The organism is Candidatus Krumholzibacteriia bacterium (assembly GCA_035649275.1).
In the GTDB taxonomy this organism is placed as follows: domain Bacteria; phylum Krumholzibacteriota; class Krumholzibacteriia.
Genome location: DASRJW010000097.1, coordinates 1 through 21,471 on the forward strand (window position 1 = coordinate 1; position 21,471 = coordinate 21,471).

The following is a 21,471-nucleotide window of genomic DNA, read 5'->3' on the forward strand; positions in this document are numbered from 1 at the left end:
CATGCTCGGCGACTATCACCAGGTCTTCTAGCGGCGGAGGGCTGCCGCCCAACAAGCCGCTGAAGGCTGACGGCCGCGGGCTTGCCACGCGGGGAGCTCGACACGAAGCGTGGTAGCATCACGGGCGGCGCAGCTTAGCGGCCATGAAAGACCGGGTGGCCTGGCAACGGCGACTCCAAGGGTCTCACCGCGGCAGCTTCAGAGGCTTTCCCGCGACCGGCCGGCGTGTGGTCTGGCGCGACATGGTCGTCAGCCGATTTCGCGGCGGGCGCATCGCCGAAGACTGGGTGATCACAGACGTCGTGGAGCGCCTCCTACGTTCGAGGAAACCGCGACCGACTGTCTGAGAGTTGGACCAAAGGTCGGGGTACAGGATGACTCAGGCTTTTTCACTGACCGAGTTGGAGCGGCTGACCGGCTGCCTCGGTCGACTCCTCCCTCACGTCCATGGGGATGGCGTCGCAATCACTGGCGGCGTTGCGATGCAATTGGGCATGGCGGAGCTCGGGAGGCGAGGTCTGCGCAATGGCATCGCAGATCTCGACCTCGTCGCAGCCTCCATCGAAGTCATCAGCCCGAGCGTGGTCGGGCAGTTTCTGCTGTCCCATTACCATGTCGTGCGGCCAGGCGTCCCGAAGTTCATGATCCAGCTTGTCGATCCAGTGTCGCGCATCCGGATTGACATATTCCCAGACTTGGTCCGATCACTCATGGATGCGCGAACGATTGCCATAGGCGAACACACCGTTCACGTTCTTCCGTTGGCAAGGATCCTCGATCACAAGGTCAGAGCGCTGTCTCGGGCTTCGTCGTCGTCGCCGATTGATCCGAAGCACGTTCATGACGCGCTGGCCCTCGGGCATCTTCTCGGCAGGCAGGTGCCTGCCGTGGCCCCGGCGGCATTGGCCTGTGACGTGTTTGGAATCGAGGCCGACTGTTTCTGCGAACGCTGTAAATTGAGTGAGCATCCTCGCTGGCCGCTGGCACCCAAAGACCGAATCTTTGAATTGCTCGGGTGGACTCGGCAGCCCAACATGCCGCTGGTGCCGTCGAGCGGCTCAGCGGGGTTCGGGCAGAGCGACGGAATCGTGACCACCACTCGCGGCTGAGCGGCACGACGTTCGGCCGCAGGAGGACGGGCAATGAAGCGCACGTGGACGATCATCGGGGTACGCGATGTCGTTGGCAGCTGCGAATGGTACCAGTCGCTCTTTGACCAGCCGGAGACGCCTCCCGCCCATGATTACTTCGGGCAAATCCTCGACTCTGATGGAACGGTCTTGCTCTGTTTTCATGAGTGGGGTGCACACGAGCATCCCCCCTTGGTGAGCCCTGATCACGGGAAGCCTGGAAACGGCCTCCTCTTGTTTTTCCGTGTCGACGATTTCGACATGGCCCTGCCAAGGGCACGGGCTCTCGTCAGTCGGCTCGAAGAGGAGCCGCACGTGAATCCGAGCACAGGAACTATGGAGTTCTCGCTCCGAGATCCGGACGGGTATTACGTCACGATCAGTGCGCTCTCTGCGACTTGAACGAGGCGCTGCCGCCGACACGCCGCCGGATGTATCATTCCCTTCCACGGCCGGCGCAGCTGAGCGGCCGGCTAGGTGGAGGGAAGGTGGTACTCATGGGGTAAGGCGCCTTTTCATCACGCTAGGCTTCATCGCTACTCTCTGCGCTTGCGGGAATGAGGACTCGACGGGCCCGAGACCGTCAGTGATCCCGACGGGAGTCACGTGGAAGCTGAAGTGTTACAAGCTACCCTCGAGCGACTCGTCGTGTAATGAGGCTGGTATCAATCTGCTGTACACGCTTCGGTTCGAGAAGAATGGGATCGTGTCGGGCACGGATGCATGCAACACATGCACTGGAACATATTCCTACGGCTCAGCGACACAGCTGAGTATTCACTGGAGTTGTACCGAGGTGGTCTGCGACCCGCCCAATCCCTTGTCGGGCTACGGCCCTGACGTTGCCAGTACGACCTCATTTGCGCTGGTCAACGATCAACTCGTGTTGACGTTAGTGGTCCAAGGCGAGGAATCGTTACGCATCGAAGGGTTTCCCGCGCCGCGACATGGATCGGGGAGCGTGCTTCTCGAGATGGTTTACCAACGAGGGGAATAGGAACTCTCGGGAGACGCCACCCCACAAGGTGTTGCACCTGCCAGCAGGGAGGCGTCCCGAGTGAACGCAACGGGATCTCCGCAGCACCTCTGCGAGTGCTCGAAAAACACCGTTCTCAATAGCCCCGGAGACGACACATGAAGAAAGTTGCGAATGCTCGGTTCACCATCAAGAGCTGGGATGAGAAGCCCTATAGCGAGGGCCCGGACATGCCAAAACTCACTCGAGCCAGCGTCACCAAGACCTACACCGGGGACATCGAGGGGGAGGGACAGGTCGAATACCTGATGATGTACCGCAGCGACGGTTCGGCTTCCTTCGTCGGACTCGAGCGGGTCGTCGGGCGATTCGCCGGCAAGACCGGCGCCTTTGTGCTCCAACGCACCGGCGTGTTCGAAAGCGGCCAGTCGAAGGAGTCCTATTCCGTCATTCCCGGTTCCACGACGGGTGAGCTGCGCGGCCTCGAGGGTGACGGGGTATCCGCCCTTGGGCACGGCAACGAGTATCCCTTCACGCTGCACTATGATCTGCTCTAGTACCCTGAGGCGCGCGAACCGTGAAGACATTTGTCGCCCGGACAGCGGACCAATGGCGGAAATGGCTTGACGAACACCACGCCTCGGAGTCCGAGGTATGGCTCGTCTTCTACAAGCGGCACACTGGCGTCGCTACAATCGACTACAAGGATGCGCTCGACGAGGCGCTGTGCGTTGGTTGGGTGGACAGTCTCGTCAAACGCCTGGATGACCGACGATACGCGCTCAAGTTTACGCCACGGAGAGCGGACAGCCGATGGTCGGAGGCGAACCGGAAACGTTACGCGGAACTCAAAGCCCGTGGACGATTGAGACCAGCAGGCATCAAGCTCCCCCCGACCGACCGAGGCTACGGCCCTCGACCACCACGGCTTTCCATGCCTGCAAAGCTTCCGCCGTACATACAGACAGCGTTGAGGAATCATCCGAAAGCCTGGCGCCAGTTCGAAGCGTTGACACCTTCGCAGCGCCGACGGTATTTCGCTTGGATTGAGTCCGCCAAGCGCGAGGAAACGAGACTCAGGCGATTGAAGGAGGCGATTCGCCTCCTGGCCAGAGGCGAAGTGCTGGGATTGAAGTAACAGGCCGCCCATGAGCGAGTAAGGGGCCTCGTGCCCTTCGAGGTCGAAGTCACCGCAGTCCTGGAGTGAACACAATGGCCAGCAAGACGTCCAAGAAGTCAGTGAAGGTCGCAAAGAAGACCGCTGCCAGGCGGGTCGTTACGAAGCCGACCCTCCTCGCAGGCGGGAACCCTCAGATCGCGATGGGCGACGGCGACGCCCCGGTGCAGGCCTACATCGCGGCCATGCCGGGCTGGAAACGCGACCTCGGGCGCCGCCTCGACGCACTCATCGTGCGCAATGTGCCCAACGTCCGCAAGGCCGTGAAGTGGAACTCGCCCTTCTTTGGCATCGAGGGCCAGGGCTGGTTCGTCGACTTCCATTGCTTCACGAAGTACGTCAAGGTGGCTTTCTTCCGCGGCACGTCGTTGCGTCCTGTTCCCCCTGGCGATTCCAAGCACGAGGAAGTGCGCTACCTCGACATCCACGAGGACGACCAGCTCGACGAGGCGCAGTTGGCGGCGTGGATCCGGCAGGCGGCCGCCCTGCCGGGCTGGATCCCGTAGCGACGGCAGGGATTCTCGCGAGCAGTTCGTCATCGCAAAGCCGCGACCTGACCATGACAACAGCTGGAGCCAACCTGGCCTGCCCGGTGGTTGGATTTCTGCGATACTAGGCTTCGGCCGCCCCGGCGGATCAGCTCGAGGCCGTGAGACCTCTGAACGCCGACGAAGACGAAACAGAATCGAGGACAACATGTCCAACGGAACGCCCGAGCAACTTCTCCAGTCGATCGTGGAAGGAATCAACACGGGGAATCTCGACGCACTCGTGACTCTTTATGAGCCTGAGGCCGGTTTTGCGTCTCAGCCTGGGAGCCTCGCCCGCGGCCCAGCGGGTGTTCGTGAAGCCCTGGCCGGTTTTATTGCAATGAAGGGTAAACTGGACCTCGAGGTGACGAGGGTTCTTACGGCAAGTGACCTGGCCCTCGTGACTACGGCTTGGTCATTCGCTGGAACCGGGCCCGGGGGCGAACCGGTGAACCTAGCATCGAGATCCGCAGATGTTCTGCGTCGTCAGGCAGATGGCTCGTGGCGCTTCGTGATCGACAACCCTTGGGGAACGGACTGACTGACCATAGAAGGAGGGTCTCGATGAATCCAAACAAAGCACTCTGGGAGAAGGGCGATTTCACTCGCATTGCTGAAACCATGCGTGACAGCGGCGAGGCGCTCGTGAAGAAGCTCGGCGTCACCAAAGGGCACAAGGTCCTGGATCTCGGTTGCGGCGATGGAACGACAGCAATTCCTCAGGCAAGACTCGGGGCGGATGTGCTGGGCGTCGATATCGCGCAAAACCTGGTTGAAGCCGGAAACATCCGCGCCAGGGAGCTAGGCCTGACGAATTGCAGGTTTCAGGAAGGTGATGCGTGCGATTTGCATGAGCTGAAGGATCAGGACTTCGACCTCGTCGTGAGTATCTTTGGAGCCATGTTTGCGCCGAAGCCGTTCGACGTTGCCAAGGAGATGGTGCGGGTGGCGAAACCCGGAGGTCGCATCGTCATGGGCAACTGGATTCCAGGTGATCCGACGCTGGTGGCGCAAATTCTGAAGATCAGTTCCGAATACACACCGCCACCGCCGGAGGGTTTCATCAGCCCGATGACCTGGGGTATCGAGAGCAACGTGACCGAGCGATTCGGTGCAGCGGGAATTCGCAGCGAACGGATTGCGTTCGACCGAGACACGTTTACGTTCAACTATCCCGGGGCACCGTCGGCACTTCTGGAGCTATTCCGGAAGTACTATGGGCCAACGATGAATGCATTCGATGCGGCGGAAAAGAACGGGCGCGCCGCTGACCTGCAGAGGGAACTGGGAGCTTTGTTCGACAGGCATAACAAGCACACGAGCAAGGATGCCACCTCCATTCCAGCAACCTTCTTGCGGGTCACAGTGGTCGTTTGAAAGAGTGGTGAGCGGAAGCGGATGAGATGATGATGCCGCGGCCGGCAGCTCAATGCCGATCCGTTCCTCCCCGGCGTCTGGTGATGAGCGAGGGGCAGCCGCCTCACAAGGCATGCAGCGGAATCGGCTGCGCGCCGAACTGTCTCGCGCCGGTGGAATTCATCGAGTACAAACAGGTCGATGCCAATGCCTCGTTCCGGCGTGTCTAGCCCACGCCTGCGCCCCCGTGTGGAACGATTCCCTCGAACTACTGCAGCAGCTGCATCTTGCGGGTGATGCTGCGGCCGGCGGCGGTGAGGCGGTAGAAATAGACGCCGCTTGCGGCGCGGCGGCCGCCGCTGTCGCGTCCGTCCCAGGACACTTCGTACCTCCCGGCCTCGCGATGCTCGTGCAGGAGCGTGCGCACGCGCCTGCCGTTGACGGCATAGACGCCGAGTTCGACGTCCCCGGCGTTCGGGAGGTCGAAAGCGATGCGCGTCGCCGGGTTGAAGGGGTTGGGCGAGTTCTGCTCCAGCCACAGGCGCCGCGGCGCGAGGGTGGGGCCCGTGTCCGTGGGAGTGGCCCAGGCGGACAAGGCGACGTCGGTGTTCTGCTGCAGGTCGGCGAGGGAGCTTCCGCCGACGAAGGCGAAGCCGACGACGATGGAATCCCCCGGTGCGATGGTGAACGGACCGGTGGCCAGGAGCTGCGAGATGTCGGCGGGACCGGCTTCCGCTTGGACGATGCCGGCGGTCAGTGCTTCCCACTTCTCCGCATCGGAGAAGCCGTCGTAGATCCCCCAGCTCGGATTGTTGGGATCGGCCTCGTCGTTCCAGATACCGCGGTACGCCGTCGTCCCCGGCGGCGTGAGCGTGACCACGCCCACGTAGACGTCGGGTCCAGTGCCGTCGTCCCAGACGTAGCCCAAGCCACGAGTGGCGTCGTAGCCGGTGTGGTTCGTCTCGTAGGTCGCACCATCCAGGTCCCAGTCGAGGAACCAGCCAACCCGGAGATTCTGCAGCGTCTGCGCGCTCTGGTTCTGGATGGCGTAGCGGAGCACGACGAAATCGTCGTACGGCGGATAGGAGATCTCCCAGCTCTCCTGGCGCAGGCGCAAGCCGAGAGGTGTGGTGGCGCCGGCATCGGTGCAGGTCGCGACGACGAACTGATCGAAGAGCGGATGGGCAGTCGTGAGTGACGGCGTGCCGTTGGTGGCGGTGACGAAGTCGTCCTCGGTGGCGGAAGCGGTCGCGCCTCGAGCCGCATCGGAGATCGTGGCCTGTCCGGTGCCGACGAGGAGAGCGCCCTCGAAGAGCAGGTTGGGCGAGCCGGCGTAGAGGAAGCCGACACCATCCTTGCCGTTCCCGCCGGACTTCTCGCCGAAGCCGAGCTTGCCGACGCTGGTCACGGTGGTCACGACCTGATTGGCGTCGTGGGTGGCGATGATGGGGAGAACGCGGAGATCGAAGCGGTCGGCGTCGGTGTAGGCCGGGCTCCCGGAGGTGATGTTGAGCGTGCAGGTGGCCAGGTGATTGACCGGCGCCGCAGCGGTGAAGCGCACGGAGAAGTCGAGCACCGTTTGCTCCAGCGTCCCCAGGGAAGCTACGGCATCGGAGTTGACGGGTACGGTGGCGTAGGAGGAGTTCTCTCCCAAGGTGAACTGCAGGTTCGTCGCAGGATCGAGCCAGTTGATCACGGTGACGTGGACGGCCACGGTCTCGGTGGGCTCGATGATGGCGTCTCCGTCCGGGGTGTCGTACGCGACCTCCAGGATGCGGAGCGCCGGCGTCACCTTGCTGAGAGCCTGCGCGGCGTTGATGCGGCCGTAACCCAGCTGCCCACCGTATCCCGGGTTGAGGGCGTCGATGTTGTCGCAGGTGACCCGCACCCGCTCCCGCACTTGCTCCGCCAGGGCCGTGGGCCACTTCGTCTTCACCAGGGCGCAGGCGGCGGCGGCGTGCGGCGCCGCCATGGAAGTGCCGCTCAGATCCAGATAGGAGCCGTTGCGGTAGGTGCTGTGGATGGACGTGCCCTGGGCCGCGACGTCCACCCAGGGGCCGTAGTTGGAGCTCGCGCTCTTCTGGTCGGTGTTGTTCACGTTCGCCACCGCGAGGACGTGCGCGTAGCCCGCCGGGTAGAAGTCGGCGGAGGAAGCGTTGTTGCCGGCGGCGGCGACGACGACGACGCCATGCTGCCGAGCGTACTCGATGACTTCCCGTTCGAAGTACGAAGGGTTCCCTTGCCCGCCCCAGCTGCAGCTCACCACGTCGGCGCCGCTGTTCACGGCATAGAGGATGCCCTGGTAGCCGAAGGCGATGGCGTTGTCCACCGTGGGGTGGGCGACGCAGACCGGCATGAAGCGGGCGTTCCAGGTGGCGCCGGCGACGCCGATGGCGTTGTTCGACACCGCGCAGGCGATCCCGGCGACATGGGTGCCGTGCCCGGCGGAGCTCGGTGTTTGCGGCAGACCGGTTGGGTCGCTGGTGCCGTTGCTGAAGTTCCAGCCGTGCAGATCGTCGACGAAGCCGTTGCCGTCGTCGTCGACGCCGTTGAGGCTCTCCCCGGGGTTCGTCCACACATTCGGCGCGAGGTCGGGGTGCTGCCACTCGCTGCCGCCGTCCACGAGGGCGACCACGACGTCCCCGTCGCTGCCGCGCGTGTTGTCGTGGGCCGCAGGAAAAGCCATGCGGGTGAAGTAAGCGCTCTGCTCCGTGGGATAGAGCGGGTCGTTGGCGATCGCGGCCAGGGGGTAGACGAACTGCGGCTCGGCGTATTCCACCTCGGGGCGCGCGGCGAAGTCGCGTGCCACCTGCAGCGGATCGGCGCCGCCGCCGAAGTGCAGGACGTAGAGGCGCGACAGATCCACAGGCCCGGCCTCGTGTGGCGCGACCGGCGAGAGCGGTAGCGTCTTCCGAGAAGTGGTCCGTGGAGGAGCGACGGGCTCGAAGCGCTCGACTTGATAATGGCGGCAGAGTGCATCGAGGACGGCAGAACCGGTGCGGAAGGGTGCCGAGAGCGACGCCGCTTTCTCGGCTCCGGGGCCGAGGGGGCCCGCGAACTTGACGATGACGACACCAGGGAGCCGTTCCTGGCCGTCGGGGCGGAGCGCGGGGGAGTCGAGACCGGGTGCCCGTCCCCCGGCACTGAGAGCCGCCGCCGCCGGACCCGCAGCGGTGAGGAAGGCGGCGGCGAAAACCCAGGTGGCGAAGACAGCGGGTCCCAGGACCATCAGTGCAAGGGCCGCGTCGCGACGCGGAGCGGGGAAGCTGGAAAAGCGGCAGGCGAACACGGCGAGGCTCAGCTCCTTCTGGTTTCGGGCCTCGTTCCTTCGAGGCCCATGGGCACGCCGGCGTCCTGAGGCAAGGCCGACGGGATCCCGCCGGCGCTTCGGACACTGCCGAAGCGCCGGATACACACTGCGATCGCGCCGCCCGAGGCCGCGCGCTACTTGAGCAACGTCACCCGGCGCGTGAACACCTGGTCCACGAGCTGCAAGCGAACGTGATAGCTGCCGCTCGGCACGGCGCGGCCGTCGTCGTCGGTTCCGTTCCATGTGGTGCCGTAGATGCCGGGCGCCACATAGGCGTTCTGTACCAAGGTGCGCACATGCCGGCCGCGGGCGTCGAACACCTCGAGCCGCACCGGGCCGGCTGCGGTGAGGCCGTAGCGCAGCGTCGTATTCGGATTGAACGGGTTGGGCGTGCCCGGCGATAGGTAGCTCCGCGGCGGCGCCGCTCCTTCGATCACGAGCTCGACAGCGCCATGGAGAACGGCGTCGCCGGTCGGCGAAATCTCCGCCACGCGGTAGAGATAGCTACCGGGACCCGGAGCCGGGTCGCGGAAGACGTAGTTCCTCTCGTTGTTGCGCTCGACGTCCGGACCGAGGGCCGAGAGCCCGCCGCCGTTCTTGCTGCGATAGACCCGGAAGGTTGCGATGTCGCGCTCGTCCGTGGTCCGCCAGCGCACCACGACGTCACCGCCATCGGCGGCGGCACTCAAGTCGTACAGCGTCACCGGCGTGATCGGGCCCAGGGTCGCCCACTTCGCGATGGCGGCGTCGGTGTTGGCCTGCAGGTCCGCCAGACTCGAGCCGCCGACGTAGACGAAGGCGACGGTGATGGAGTCGTCGAAGGTGAACGGACCGGTGCCGAAGCCCAAAGAGACGTCCTCGGGCCCGGCTTCCGTGTGCACGACGCCCTCGGTCATGGTCTGCCACTTCTCGGACTTGGTGTAGCCGTCGTAGACGCCGAAGGAGGGGTTGTTCGGGTTGGCCTGGTCGTTCCAGATGCCGCGGAAGGAAGTGGTCCCGGGCGGCGTCAACACTGCCATGCCGACGTAGACGTTGCTCGCCGCACCGTTCTCGTCCCAGGTGTAGCCGAGGCCGCGGCCGGCGTCGAAAGCGGTGCGGTCCCCGAGTGCGCCCGCCGGATCGCCGGGGTCGCCGATGTCCCAGTCGTGATACCAGCCGACGTACAGACCAGGCATGGTGCCACCGCTGTCGTTGCGGATGCGGTAGCGGAGGATGATGTAGTCGTTGTCCGGAGGACTGGCGAAAACGTAAGCGTCCTGCCGCATGCTTAGCTGGAGGCGCAACGACTGGGGCGCAGCGCCATCGGTGAAGAAAGCCCGGGATTGCTCGTCGGCGAGCTCGGGCGGCAGATAGTGCGGCGTTCCCCCGACCGGCGTACCGAAGTTCGACTGGTAGGTGATGTTGTTGTTGACGTTGAGGCCGCGCGCCGCGTCCACCAGCTTGGTCGACGAGATGCCCATCATCATCGCTGCTTCGAAGAGGATGTTGGGCCCGGTGCCGAAGGCGAAGCCGACGCCATCGGTGCCGTCCCGGCGGTTGAGGGCGTAGCCCAGCCGCCCCATGCTGGTGACGGTGGTGCGGATCGAGTTGCCGCCGTGATCGATGAAGAGGGGCTGGATGCTGAGCTTGAAGCGGTCCTTGTCCACGTAGGCCGGGGTGCCCACGCTGATGCCGAGCTCGAAGTCCACGGTCACGTTGTTGGCGGCGGTGCTGGCGATCTGCAGGTTGAAGGGCGGAATCTGCAGCGATTGCAGCGAATCGAGAGCAGCCACGATCTGGTGCGAGTTCGTGATGGTGACCGGCTGCGAGGGCGCGGGGATGGACAGGTCGAGGTCGACGGTTTGCGCCCGCGCCAGCAGATTCGTCAGCGTGAGGTTCACCTCGACGGTCTCGTTGCGCTCGACGACGCCGTCGCCATCCTGGTCGACGATGTCGATGTCGGAGATGCGGATCGCCGGAGTGTTCTTGGTCAGCGCTTGCAGGACGTTGAGGCGCCCGTAGCCCAGCTGACCGCGGAACTCGGGGTTGACACCATCGATGTTGTCGCAGGTCACCCGCACTCGCTGCATCACCTGGTCCGCCGTGTACGCGGGCCACTTCGTCTTCACCAGGGCGCAGGCGGCGGCGACGAAGGGCGTGGACATGGAGGTGCCCCACAAGGTGCCGAGGAAGTTGCTCGGGATGGTGCTGAGGATCGCCTCGCCATGGGCGGCGACGTCCACGCTGTAGCCGAAGTTGGCGATCGTCACATGGGTGTCGGAGAGGGTCACGTTGGTCACCGAGAGCACGTGCGGGTAGGCCGAGGGGTAGTGGCTGTCGGCGTTGCCGGAGTTGTTGCCCGCCGCGGCGCAGATGGCGGCGCCCTGATCGTGGGCGAACTGGATGATCTCCTGCTCGAAGGTGGAAGCGCCACCCGAGCCACCCCAGCTGGCGCTGATGACGTTGGCGCCGTTATCGGCGGCGTAGGCGATGCCTTCGTAGCCGTAGCCAATGACGCGGTCGGCGGCGGCGAGTGCCGTGTTGATGGGCATGATCTTGGCGTTCCACGAGCCGCCGGCGACTTGCAGGGAGTTGTTCGTCACCGCACCGGCGATGCCGGCGGTGTGGGTGCCGTGGGTGGCGCTCTCCGGCGTGCTCGGCAGGCCCATGGGGTTGTTGGTGTTGTTGGCGAAGTTCCAGCCCCGGATGTCGTCCACGAAGCCGTTGCCGTCGTCGTCGATGCTGTTCCCCGCCGTCTCGCCCGGGTTCGACCAGATGTTGGAGTTGAGATCGTTGTGGGTCCAATCGGTACCGCCGTCCACGATGGCGATGACCACCGGACCCTGTTCGCCCACGGTGACGTCCCAGCCGGCGATGAACTGCATGTGCTGCAGGTAGGAGAGCTGCTGGCTGATGTTGGTGTCGTTCGGCTGCCCTGCCAGCGGGTAGGCGTAGTGCGGTTCGGCGTACTCCACCGCATCGAGACCGCTCAGCTCGCGGGCGACCTCTTCCGGGGCCTGGCCGTCGCCGTAGCGGACGATGAAGATGCGGGTGGGGTCGGCGCCACTGGGCTTGCGCGCGGCTCGCCGCAACGGCAGGACCGGCTCCACCTGGTAGCTCCCGTGCCGGGCGAGCAGCTGATCCACGGGGGACGAACCGGTCTTGCCCGCGCCGCCCAGGCTCGTGCCTGCCTCGACGAGCTTCACCACCACCATGCCTGGCTGGGCCCAGCGTTCACCGGGCCGCGGCGCGCCACTTCTGGGAGCCTGGCTGCCCGGGGGACCTGCGGCGGTCCAGGCGGACCCCGCCACGAAGAGGCAGGAGAAAACGAAGAGACCCGGAACGCGCGCACAAAGCTTGAGCATGGCTCGACTCCTGTCGGAGCGAAACGGTGGCCATGACGGCGAGCAATCCCGAGGGCTCGCCCGGAGAACCGATCGAGCAGCTATGATGTTTCCGGATGGGGGGCAGACCGCATAGAACATAAGGATAGCAACCCCCTCGGGGTTCGGCAAGGAAGCGGACCGACAAGCCGCACCAGGCGGCGCGGACCAGGGGCGCGGGTCGCGTCGCCGGGTCGGAGCACGGCCGATTCGACCCCCGCAGGGCGAAATCTCGCGGGCTCGGGCTCCAGGCGCAAGCCGGTCGCGACAGTTTGTCGCACTCTGGCGCCCGAGGCGCTAGAGTCTCAAGACAGGTGCCACGAGAAGCCCCTCCGGGGGTCCAAAGCGATCGCGCCGCCAAGGAAGGACGCCATGATCCTGCAGCAGTACTATCTGGGATGCCTCTCCCACGCCTCGTACCTGCTCGCCGACCCCAAGTCCGGCAGCGCCGTGGTGGTGGATCCACAGCGCGACGTGGACCAGTACCTGGCGGACGCCGACAAGCTGGGGCTCCGGATCACGGACGTCGTCCTCACCCACTTCCACGCCGATTTCGTCGCCGGCCATCTGGAGCTGCGGGAGCGGGCCGGAGCGCGCATCCACCTGGGCGCCAGAGCCCAGGCGGAGTATGCCTTCGTCCCGGCGCAGGAAGGGGCGGTGCTCGAGCGCGGCGCCCTGCGGCTGCAGTTCCTCGAAACGCCCGGGCACACGCCGGAGAGCATCTGCGTCCTCGTCTTCGATCTGGAGCAGGATGCCGAGCGACCCCACGCCGTGCTCACCGGGGACACGCTCTTCATCGGCGACGTCGGCAGGCCCGATCTCATGGCCTCCATCGGCGTCACCGGCGAGGAGCTCGCCGGGCTGCTCTACGACTCGCTCCACGAGAAGCTGTTGCACCTCCCCGACGGGACCCTCGTCTACCCGGCGCACGGCGCCGGCTCCATGTGCGGCAAGAGTCTGAGCAAGGAGCGCGTCTCCACCATCGGCGAGCAGCGGCGCTACAACTATGCGCTGCAGCCCATGACGAAGGCCGATTTCATCCGCCTCGTCACCATGGAGCAGCCGGAAGCGCCGGCGTACTTCCCCTACGACGCGATGCTGAACCGGAGCGAGCGCCCCAGCCTGGAGACGACGCTGGAGAAGGTGCTGCAACCCCTGCCTCTGGAGGAGGTGCTGCGCTTGCACCTTGCGGGGGCCCAGGTCCTGGACGTGCGTGACCCGGGGGACTACGCCGGGGCGCATTTCCTCGGCAGCACGAATGTCGGCCTCCAAGGGCAGTTCGCCAGCTGGTGCGGCACGCTGCTGCGCCGGGACCGGCCGATCGTCCTCATCGCCGAGACGGGGAAGGAAACGGAAGCGGCGCTGCGGCTCGGGCGCATCGGCTTCGACCACGTGGCGGGCTATCTGGAGGGCGGTATGCAAGCGCTGGAACAGCGCCCGGACCTCCTGCGGCACACCGAGCGCATCACGGCGCAAGCGCTGGCGGAGCGATTGAACGGCGACGATCCCCCCCACGTCCTCGACGTGCGCACCGACGCGGAGCGGGAGGCCAAGCGCATCGTCGGCAGCGTCCACGTGCCGCTGCACCAGCTCGCCGGCAGGGTCGCCGAGGTGCCGCGCAGCGGCCACGTCGTCATCCACTGCGGCGGCGGTTACCGGTCGATGATCGCCGCCAGCCTGCTGGAGCAGCAGGGCTTCACCAACTGCAGCGATCTCGTGGGCGGGTATGCGGCCTGGGATCTGCTGGACGAACGCAGCATGCGGGCCACGAGCTGAGAGCCTACTGGCGGATTTCCACGCTGCCGCCGACCGCCTCCAGCCGCTTCTTGATCTCTTCGGCCACGGCTTTCGGCACGTCTTCCTTGATCGCCTTGGGGGCGCCCTCGACGATGGCGAGGGCCTCGGCCTCTCCGAGCCCGGTGACCTCACGGATGACCGCGAGGACCTGCTCTTTCTGCGCACCGGCGGCCGCGAGGATGACGTCGAAGTCATTGCTCGGTGCCGCCAGGGATTCGGCGCCGGCGGAGACCGCTTCGACCATGCGCACGCCTGCCGCTTCCTGGCCGCGCACGATCTGGGCGAAGCTGGGCTTCTCGAACTCCAGCATCTTGCCCCTCTGCTTGATGTCCGGGAGCAAGATCGCCGTCGGGTGTGCGTCCCCTTCCCAGGCGAGGCTGCCGGCCGGAGTGAACCAGGCGCGGTTCATGGCATCGACGTAGTAGATGCGGAAGCGCTCGCGGATGTTCGCCGCCTCCACCGCGGGGTCCACGACGCGGGCATACTCCTCCCAGGTTGTCTCCAGGAAGTGGGTGAAGCCGGAGCCGCGCGGCAGCGGCACCATGAGCATGGGCGCGCCCTCCAGCGGCTGGGCGCCGTATTTCTCTTTGAAAGCGGTGAAGCGGGTGGCGGCGGCGGTGGAGTCTGCGGTGTACTCCTCCGCCTGATGCTTGACCGCGGCGACAGCGGCGGCAGTGCTGGCCTCCACCGCCGCTTTGGCTCGCGCCTTCTGCTGCCGCCCGAGAAGCCAGAAACCGGTGCCAAAGAAGGCGACTGCGAGGATGCTGATGATGATCAGGGCCCGGGTGATCCGCGTCCGGTAGCGTTCTTCGCGTTCGATCCAGTCGAGCTCGGGCACGTACGACTCCCGGATACGAGGAGGGCCGGCGCTCCCGCCGAGGCCCAGCTGGAAAGCGGCGCCCGCAGGATACGGAGGCCTCCGGGCGCCGTCAAGGCGCGGACCGGAAGCGGTTGCCCGACGATGCGGGACGTCGTTACAGTCCTGCACGTCGCAATAGCAACGCCGCCGGGGAGACGTGAAGCCGGCGCCGCGGCTGGCGGCGAGAGGAGGTCGTTGGTGGTCGCGAAAGGCCGGACATCACGGGCGAACCGGACGGCGACGCTGCAGGTCGGCGACGCCGCACCGGATTTCACCTTGCCGGGACACCGGGGCAAGGAAACGGTGCAGTTGCACAGCTGGTGCGGGCGGAAGAACGTGGTCTTGGCGTTCTATCCGCTCGACTGGACCGGTGTCTGAACGGTGCAGATGCCCTCGTACGAGGCGGATCACGCCGCGTTCGAGAGGCTCGATGCCCAGGTTCTGGGCATTTCCATCGATTCGATTCCCTGCCATCGGGCCTGGGCCCGTTCGCTGGGCGGGATCGAGACCTACCCGCTCCTCGGCGACTTTCATCCCAAGGGGGAAGTGGCGCGACGGTACGGCGTGTACCGGGAAGACGAAGGCATCACGGAAAGGGCGATCCTGATCATCGACAAGCAAGGGATCGTCCGCTACATCGACGTGCACGACATCGGAGAGCAGCCGGACACCACCCAAATCTTGACGGAGCTCGAGAAGCTGCGCTGACCGGGGGCACCGTGGCGGATCCAGCCCTGGTCAGAGAAAGCCTGGCGCTGCGCCGGGGCATCGGGCGTTTCGCCAGTCACCGCGAGTGGCTGGCGGCTCCGGAGGGGCCGGCCCTGACGGCGCGGGTGCAGCGCTTCCTGGCACCAGTGCGGCGCTTCTCGAGTCCGGTAGCGCCTTCCGGGCCCGCGGCGGGGTTGCGGGTCGTGCACTGGAACGTCTTGCACGGCAACCGCTACGACGGGTTGCGCGCGGCTTTGCGAGACGAGCCCGCGCTCGCCGGCGCCGATCTCCTCTCCCTCAACGAAGTGGATCTGGGGTTGGCCCGCTCGGGCAACCGCGACGTGGCTTTCGACCTGGCCCGAGAGCTCGGGATGCATGCCGCCTGGGCGGCGCTCTTCCTGGAGCTGGAAGGTGGCTCCGACACGCCGCGAGAGATCGCGACGCAGGAGCAGGCGGAAGCGCTCTTCGGTCTGGCCCTCCTGTCCCGTTTTCCCCTCGGCGCGGCGGCGAGGGTGGAGCTCGAGTCCGGCAGCGCCTTTCTCTTCGACACGGAACGCAAGGTGGGAGGTCTCGTCGCCCTCGTGGTCGAGGTGCTGCGACCGGGCGCGCCCTTCCACGCAGTCGTCACCCATCTCGACGTGCATCGCGGGCCGGCGGTGCGGGCGCTGCAGATGCAAGCCATCCTGGCGCACTTGCCGCCAGGCCCGGCGCTTCTCTGCGGCGATCTCAACACCACGAGTTTCACCCGCGGCAACGCGCTGCGTGCCGCCGGCGTGCTCGGTGTCCTGGCGCTCTGGCCACCCGGGAGACTCCGCCAGCGGCTGCTGCAGCCTTATCTGCCGCGCGGGCGGCCGCGGGAGCCGCTGTTCACCGTGCTGTCGCAAGCAGGACTCGCGGTGGAAGGTTTCAACACCACGACGGAGTCCCTCGACCTGCACCTGCAGGACGTCCGCGAGTACCAGTCCCTGGCGCCGGGAGTGCGCCGGCTGGGGCAAGGGCTCCTGCGTCACGCCGAGCGGCGCGGCCGCCATCGGTTGGACTGGATCGCGGCGCGAGGCTTCGAACCGGCGCCAGAGCATCCACCCTTCGCTCTCCCGCATCTCATGCGCGGCGAAGCAGCGCTTTCGGATCACGCTCCCATCGGTTGCGGTCTGCGCGGCGGGGGGAGCGCATGACCACGGTTCTGGTCTGCGCCGTCGCCTGCGGTGCTTCGCTCCTCACCTTCTTTTCCGGTTTCGGTCTCGGCACGCTGTTGCTGCCGGTGTTCGCCCTCTTCTTCCCCCTTCCCGTGGCGATCGCGGCCACGGCGCTGGTGCACCTGGCCAACAACCTCTTCAAGCTCGGTCTCATGGGGCGGCATGCGGAGAGGCGGGTCGTGCTGCGCTTCGGCGCCCCGGCGGCGGTGGCGGCGTGCGGCGGAGCCTGGTTGCTGCTGCGGCTCGCCGGCTTGCCCGCCCTCGCGACCTACCAGCTCGGTGGCAGAACCTTTACGGTGGAGCCGCTGGGTCTCGTCCTCGGCGGGCTCATCGTCTTCTTCGCCCTCTTCGACCTCCTCCCGGCCTTCACCGCGCTCCGCTTCGGCGCCCGCTTCCTCGGGCTCGGCGGCTTGCTCTCGGGTTTCTTTGGCGGCTTGTCGGGTCATCAGGGGGCGCTGCGCTCGGCCTTCCTGGCCAAGAGCGGCCTCGATCCGGAAGCCTTCGTCGGCACCGGTGTGGCTTGCGCTGTCATCGTGGACGTGGTGCGCCTGGCGGTCTACGGACTCGACCACATCACTGGTCCACTGGGCATCCTGCGGGCGGAAGGCGGTGCGAACCTCGTTGTCGCCGCGACTCTGTCGGCGTTCGCCGGGGCCTGGGTCGGGCGCAGGCTCTTGCACCAGTGGACGCGGCGCTCGATGCAACGTCTCGTCGGCGCCATGCTGCTTCTTCTCGCTCTCGGTATCGGTCTCGGACTGGTGTAGCGCCGAGCAAACACCGCTCTCCTCGGGGCAATCGACTCAAGCGCAGTGACAAGTTGTCCCGGGATCTGGCGCAAACCGCTGCAGGCTTGTCGGGCCCGCAGCGGCCCGTTACCATCGTGTTAGCCCCAGATTGGAAACCATTCGGCCCTATTGCCCACGCGGCGGAGTCCCCCTCCGCACATTGCTGGTTTCCCTTTTCTCGGGAGTGTCCGAGTGCCGCGAAGTCGCGCCCGGCGAGCATGGTGGTTCGCTGCTCTACTCTTCCTTCCTGCGGTGCGGGAAGCACAGGCTTTCCATGCCTCCAGCGACGAGACTCCGGAGGTCCAGCGCACCGACCCCGCCAGCGTGCGCAACTCGTCGAACCAGTGGAAGCTGACGCGCGACGACCCGCGCCTCGATGACTTCCGCGACACCTACGGCGAAGGCTGGCGCGTGCGCTGGAACGAGCTCGCCCGGACGCCGCACCGCGCCTTCGGCGGCCGGATCGCGGCGTCGGCGGTCGGGCCGGCCACGGGGGCGCCGCGCGACGCGGCGACCGTAGCCGCTCTGGCAGAAGCCTTCGTCCGCGGCCACACGGCGCTCCTCGGCCTCCATTGGGAGGACTTGCGGCCGCAGCGCCTCGAATTCCGCGGTGGGCGCTGGGTCGTCATCCTGCAGCAGTGGACTCAGGGCATCGAGATGGTGGGCGGGCGGGTGGATCTGCGCTTCACACCAGCGGGTGATCTCGTTCTCTTCGGCTCCGACGCCTATCCGGTGCCGGCGGCGTGGACCGGAAGCCTCGGCGCCGACGCTTGCATCCAGGCGGCCTTGCAAGGCATGCCGAGCGGGACGTTGCCGCACACGGGCGCGCCCGAAGCGGTGTTCCTCCCCATGCTCGCCGGCGAACCGCTGCCTCCCGGAGTGCGCAAGACGGCACCGGCCGCGAACCTCGGACCGGAGGCGCTGCGGGTACGGCCGGCGTACCGGCTGCATCTCAAGACGCTCGACCCGCCGGGCGATTGGGAAACCTACGTGGATGCGGAGACCGGCAGCGTTCTCTGGCGCTTCGACCGCGTGCACACCTTGACCGGACATTTGAGCGGTGACGTGCACCCACTGCAGGGAACGGCGCCGCTCGCCTCGCTCGCCTTCGGTGCGGCGGAGATCTTCTGCGGCGCGGTGCGCGATACCGTGGCAGCCTACGGCTTCGAAAGCGGCGCCGCAGGTTGGAGCGCACAGACGCCGTGGGCCTTGTCCGGCGAATCCGTGCACGGCGGCACCCAAGCCTGGAGCGACAGCCCAGGGGCCAACTACGCCGACTACCGCAACGTGTCGCTCACCTCGCCGAAGCTCGACATCCGCGGCGTGCACGATCCGGTGCTCAGCTTCTGGACCCGCGTCGAGGTCGAGGACACCTGGGACTTCCTCTACGTCGAGGGCTCGGCGGACAACGGCAGCACCTGGCGCACTCTCATGGCGCTGAGCGGCACGGCGGCGTGGCACGAGGAGCGCATCGACCTGTCGGCGTTCACCGACACGCGCGACCTACGGCTCCGCTTCCGGCTGTTCAGCGACGGCGCGGTGAACGCCGCCGGCTGCTGGGTCGACGACGTCGTCGTCGCGCGCTTGGGTTCGACGGTCACGGCTCCGGACGGAAGCTTCGCCGTCGTCGGGACCGGCGGGGATTCCACCCTGGTGACGCGGATGCGCGGCCCCTACGCGCAAGTGTTCAACCGCGGAGCCGGCGGTGTCCAAGCCACCTTGACGGCGCCGCCCACGGGCGCCCTCACCCTGCACTGGGGCAGCGGCAACTCGCGCGCCGACGAGCGCGACACCTTCCACGCCCTGAACGCCGGACGCGCCCGTCTTGCCTCCATCGATCCGGCCTTCGTGGAGCTGGACCAGCCGCTGCCGGTGTTCGTCGGCACCTCCTTCTGCAACGCCTACTACGGCGGCTGGCAGATCGTCGTGGGGGCCGGTGGGACGGGATGCGCCGATCTCGGCCTGTGGGAATCGGTGGTGGTGCACGAGTACGGCCATGCGATCACCGATCACGTTTACGGCGTTGCCGGCGATCCACCCAGCGACATGCACGAGGCCTTCTCGGACTACTTCGCCGCCAGCCTGAGCGGCGAGCCGCGGATCGGTCCGGGCATCCTCGGCACCGGGACCGTCTTCCGCAGCATCGACAACGAGCTCCGCGCTCCCGAGGACGTCTCGGGAGAAGCCCACATCGACGGCACCATCCTGGCGGGGGCCCTCTGGGATCTACGCAGTCGTTTGTGGCCGCAAGTGGATCTGGCGGATTCGCTCTTCCACTTCGCCCGTTACGGGGCGCCGAAGAACTTCGAGGACTATTACCTCGACCTCCTCGGCGTGGATGACGACGACGGCAATCTGGGCAACGGCACGCCGCATCTCGAGAGCATCCGCTCCGCCTTCGGCGACCACGGCATCGGCACGGGCCCGGAGTTCGAGACGGTGCAGCTCGCGGTGCAGGACGCTGGCGGCAACGGCGACGGCCGTCTCGATGGGGGGGAGACGGCGCAGTTGCGCCTCACGCTGCGGAACTACGGCGGCAGCGAGACCGGCGTGTACGTCAAGATCGCGACCGCCGTTCCGGGTGTGGCCATCGGCGTCGACAGCGTCCCCTGCGGCAGCGTCGGTGCCGGGGCAGAAATCGTGGCGCCTTCGCTGTTCCAGGTGAGCATCGATCCCGGCGTGGCAGCCGGCACCGCCGTCGTCTTGGAGATCGAGATCCATTCCAGCCAGGGCGTGAACGGCGGCACCTTCATGCTGCCCGTGGGCTATGTTCCCATTCTCTTCGTCGACGACGATCGGGGCATGAACTTCGAGACCTGGTTCACCACGAGCCTGGCTCGCCTCGGACAGAAATGTCTGCGCTGGGACGCGGGCACGCTCGGCAGCCCCTCGGCGGAGCAGATGGCCCGTTACCGCGCCGTCGTCTGGTCCACGGGGAACGACCGCCGCAACACCCTCACTCCGGCGGATCAGGAAGAGCTGGCCGCCTATCTCGGCGCCGGGGGACGTTTGTTCCTGACCGGCGAGGACATCGGCGAGGACCTGTGGAAGGGGAGCGGCGGCGTCGCCACGCCGGCGGACAAGGCCTTCTACGAAAACTGGCTGCGCGCCAAGGTCAACATCGAGAGCGAGGGCGCGCCGGCAGTGCAAGGCTTGGCCGGGGATCCGCTCAGCGCCGGACTGGCGCTCACCTTGAACGGCGGCACGGGCGCCAACAATCTCAACAGCTGCTCGTCCTTGCTGCCGGTGAACGGCTCGGTCGAGTGCATGCGCTACAGCAACGGCCACACCGCGGCGTTGCGCTACGACGGAGTCTACCGGCTCGTCTACGCCGGCTTCGGCTTCGAGGGCCTGAACAGCGTGTCGCAGCGCGACACCCTGATGGCCCGCACGCTCCGCTGGCTCTCTCCGCCCGAGGCGACGCCGCCCAGCGTCGCGCTGGTGCAGCCGAACGGCGGTGAACATCTCCTCGGGGCGAGCTCCACCCCCATCCGCTGGACCGCCACCGACGCCGTGGCCGTGACCGCGGTGAACCTGCGGCTTTCGACCGACGGCGGCCAGAGCTTCACCACCATCGCCGCCGGTCTCCCCAACAGCTTCACCTATTCCTGGAACATCCCCGACCTGAACTCCAGCTCCTGTCTCCTCCGCATCGAGGCGCTGGACCCTTCGGGGAACGTGGGTAGCGACGTGAGCGACGCGCCCTTCGCCATCACCAGGCCGACGGATGTGGCGGTGGCGGTGCCGCTTCGCTTCGCTCTGCACGGGGCCATGCCGAATCCCTTCAATCCCGTCACGACCCTCTGCTTCGATCTGCCTCGCGCCGCCCGCGTCCGGCTGGAGATCCTCGCCCCGAACGGCAGGCGGGTGCGGACGTTGGTCGCCGGTGAGTTCTTGCAGCCGGGGAGATTGCAGCGGCTTTGGGACGGCCTCGATGACCACGGCCGCAGCGTGGCGTCCGGTGTCTTCCTCGTCCACCTGCAAGCCGACGGCTTCACGGCGGCGCGCAAGATCCAGCTGCTGCGCTAGACTCGACCGCGCGTTCCGTTCGTCCGCGACCCGGGGACAACGAGCGGCTGTCGCGGCGGAGCATGGGGTTCGTGTGGGGCCGCTGGCGACACTACGGGCTCGCCCTGCTCTATCCGCTCCTCGTGCTCGGGGCGCTCACGCTCATTGCAGCCGCAGCGGATCTCACCTGCAGCGGCGGCAGCGAAGTTCCTTCCCCTCTCTTTCTCGTCACCGTCTCCGCGTTCTCCCGCCGGCACCTGACACCGTGAGAACGGCC

14 protein-coding genes are annotated in these 21,471 nt (G+C 66.6%); 11 read left to right on the plus strand and 3 right to left on the minus strand.

All coding sequences use genetic code 11. The features are described 5' to 3' along the window. Positions 1 to 482 precede the first annotated feature (482 nt). The 5 genes from VFE28_09480 (at position 483) to VFE28_09500 (ending at position 5,190) form a co-directional block, all read left to right on the plus strand. Positions 483 to 1,109, plus strand: coding sequence for a hypothetical protein (locus VFE28_09480; protein ID HZM16221.1), 627 nt, complete (start codon positions 483 to 485; stop codon positions 1,107 to 1,109). Positions 1,110 to 1,142: 33 nt separating this feature from the next. Next, complete coding sequence (locus VFE28_09485) at positions 1,143 to 1,532, plus strand: VOC family protein (protein HZM16222.1); 390 nt, start codon at positions 1,143 to 1,145, stop codon at positions 1,530 to 1,532. Positions 1,533 to 2,264: 732 nt separating this feature from the next. Beyond that, positions 2,265 to 2,663: a DUF3224 domain-containing protein gene (locus VFE28_09490; protein HZM16223.1), complete on the plus strand. Its 399-nt coding sequence runs from the start codon at positions 2,265 to 2,267 to the stop codon at positions 2,661 to 2,663. Between the two features lie 655 nt (positions 2,664 to 3,318). Beyond that, positions 3,319 to 3,789, plus strand: a complete 471-nt coding sequence (locus VFE28_09495) for a DUF1801 domain-containing protein (protein HZM16224.1) — start codon at positions 3,319 to 3,321, stop codon at positions 3,787 to 3,789. A 588-nt stretch (positions 3,790 to 4,377) separates the two neighbouring features. After that, complete coding sequence (locus tag VFE28_09500) at positions 4,378 to 5,190, plus strand: class I SAM-dependent methyltransferase (GenBank protein ID HZM16225.1); 813 nt, start codon at positions 4,378 to 4,380, stop codon at positions 5,188 to 5,190. 247 nt (positions 5,191 to 5,437) lie between these two features. On the opposite strand, the gene VFE28_09505 is transcribed toward VFE28_09500, so the two are convergent. Beyond that, complete coding sequence (locus VFE28_09505; protein ID HZM16226.1) at positions 5,438 to 8,398, minus strand: S8 family serine peptidase; 2,961 nt, start codon at positions 8,396 to 8,398, stop codon at positions 5,438 to 5,440. 215 nt (positions 8,399 to 8,613) lie between these two features. Next, a complete protein-coding gene (locus tag VFE28_09510; protein HZM16227.1) occupies positions 8,614 to 11,823 on the minus strand; it encodes a S8 family serine peptidase in 3,210 nt (1,069 codons plus the stop codon). Between the two features lie 390 nt (positions 11,824 to 12,213). On the opposite strand from VFE28_09510, the gene VFE28_09515 reads away from it, so the two are divergent. Then, on the plus strand, positions 12,214 to 13,617 hold the full coding sequence (locus VFE28_09515) for an MBL fold metallo-hydrolase (GenBank protein HZM16228.1): 1,404 nt from the start codon (positions 12,214 to 12,216) through the stop codon (positions 13,615 to 13,617). Positions 13,618 to 13,621: 4 nt separating this feature from the next. On the opposite strand, the gene VFE28_09520 is transcribed toward VFE28_09515, so the two are convergent. Then, on the minus strand, positions 13,622 to 14,476 hold the full coding sequence (locus VFE28_09520; GenBank protein HZM16229.1) for a ribosomal protein L7/L12: 855 nt from the start codon (positions 14,474 to 14,476) through the stop codon (positions 13,622 to 13,624). Between the two features lie 123 nt (positions 14,477 to 14,599). Between VFE28_09520 and VFE28_09525 the strand changes: the two genes are divergently transcribed. From VFE28_09525 to VFE28_09545, 5 genes are all read left to right on the plus strand, one after another. Further along, a complete protein-coding gene (locus VFE28_09525) occupies positions 14,600 to 15,205 on the plus strand; it encodes a peroxiredoxin (protein HZM16230.1) in 606 nt (201 codons plus the stop codon). A gap of 11 nt (positions 15,206 to 15,216) precedes the next feature. Next, positions 15,217 to 16,380 (plus strand): endonuclease/exonuclease/phosphatase family protein, encoded by a 1,164-nt coding sequence (locus VFE28_09530; GenBank protein ID HZM16231.1) that lies wholly within the window; start codon positions 15,217 to 15,219, stop codon positions 16,378 to 16,380. Further along, positions 16,377 to 17,165 (plus strand): TSUP family transporter, encoded by a 789-nt coding sequence (locus VFE28_09535; GenBank protein HZM16232.1) that lies wholly within the window; start codon positions 16,377 to 16,379, stop codon positions 17,163 to 17,165. Before VFE28_09530 ends, VFE28_09535 begins: the two co-directional genes overlap by 4 nt. Before the next feature lie 213 nt (positions 17,166 to 17,378). After that, positions 17,379 to 21,215: an Ig-like domain-containing protein gene (locus VFE28_09540; protein HZM16233.1), complete on the plus strand. Its 3,837-nt coding sequence runs from the start codon at positions 17,379 to 17,381 to the stop codon at positions 21,213 to 21,215. 62 nt (positions 21,216 to 21,277) lie between these two features. Further along, positions 21,278 to 21,463 (plus strand): hypothetical protein, encoded by a 186-nt coding sequence (locus tag VFE28_09545; GenBank protein HZM16234.1) that lies wholly within the window; start codon positions 21,278 to 21,280, stop codon positions 21,461 to 21,463. Positions 21,464 to 21,471: the final 8 nt, after the last annotated feature.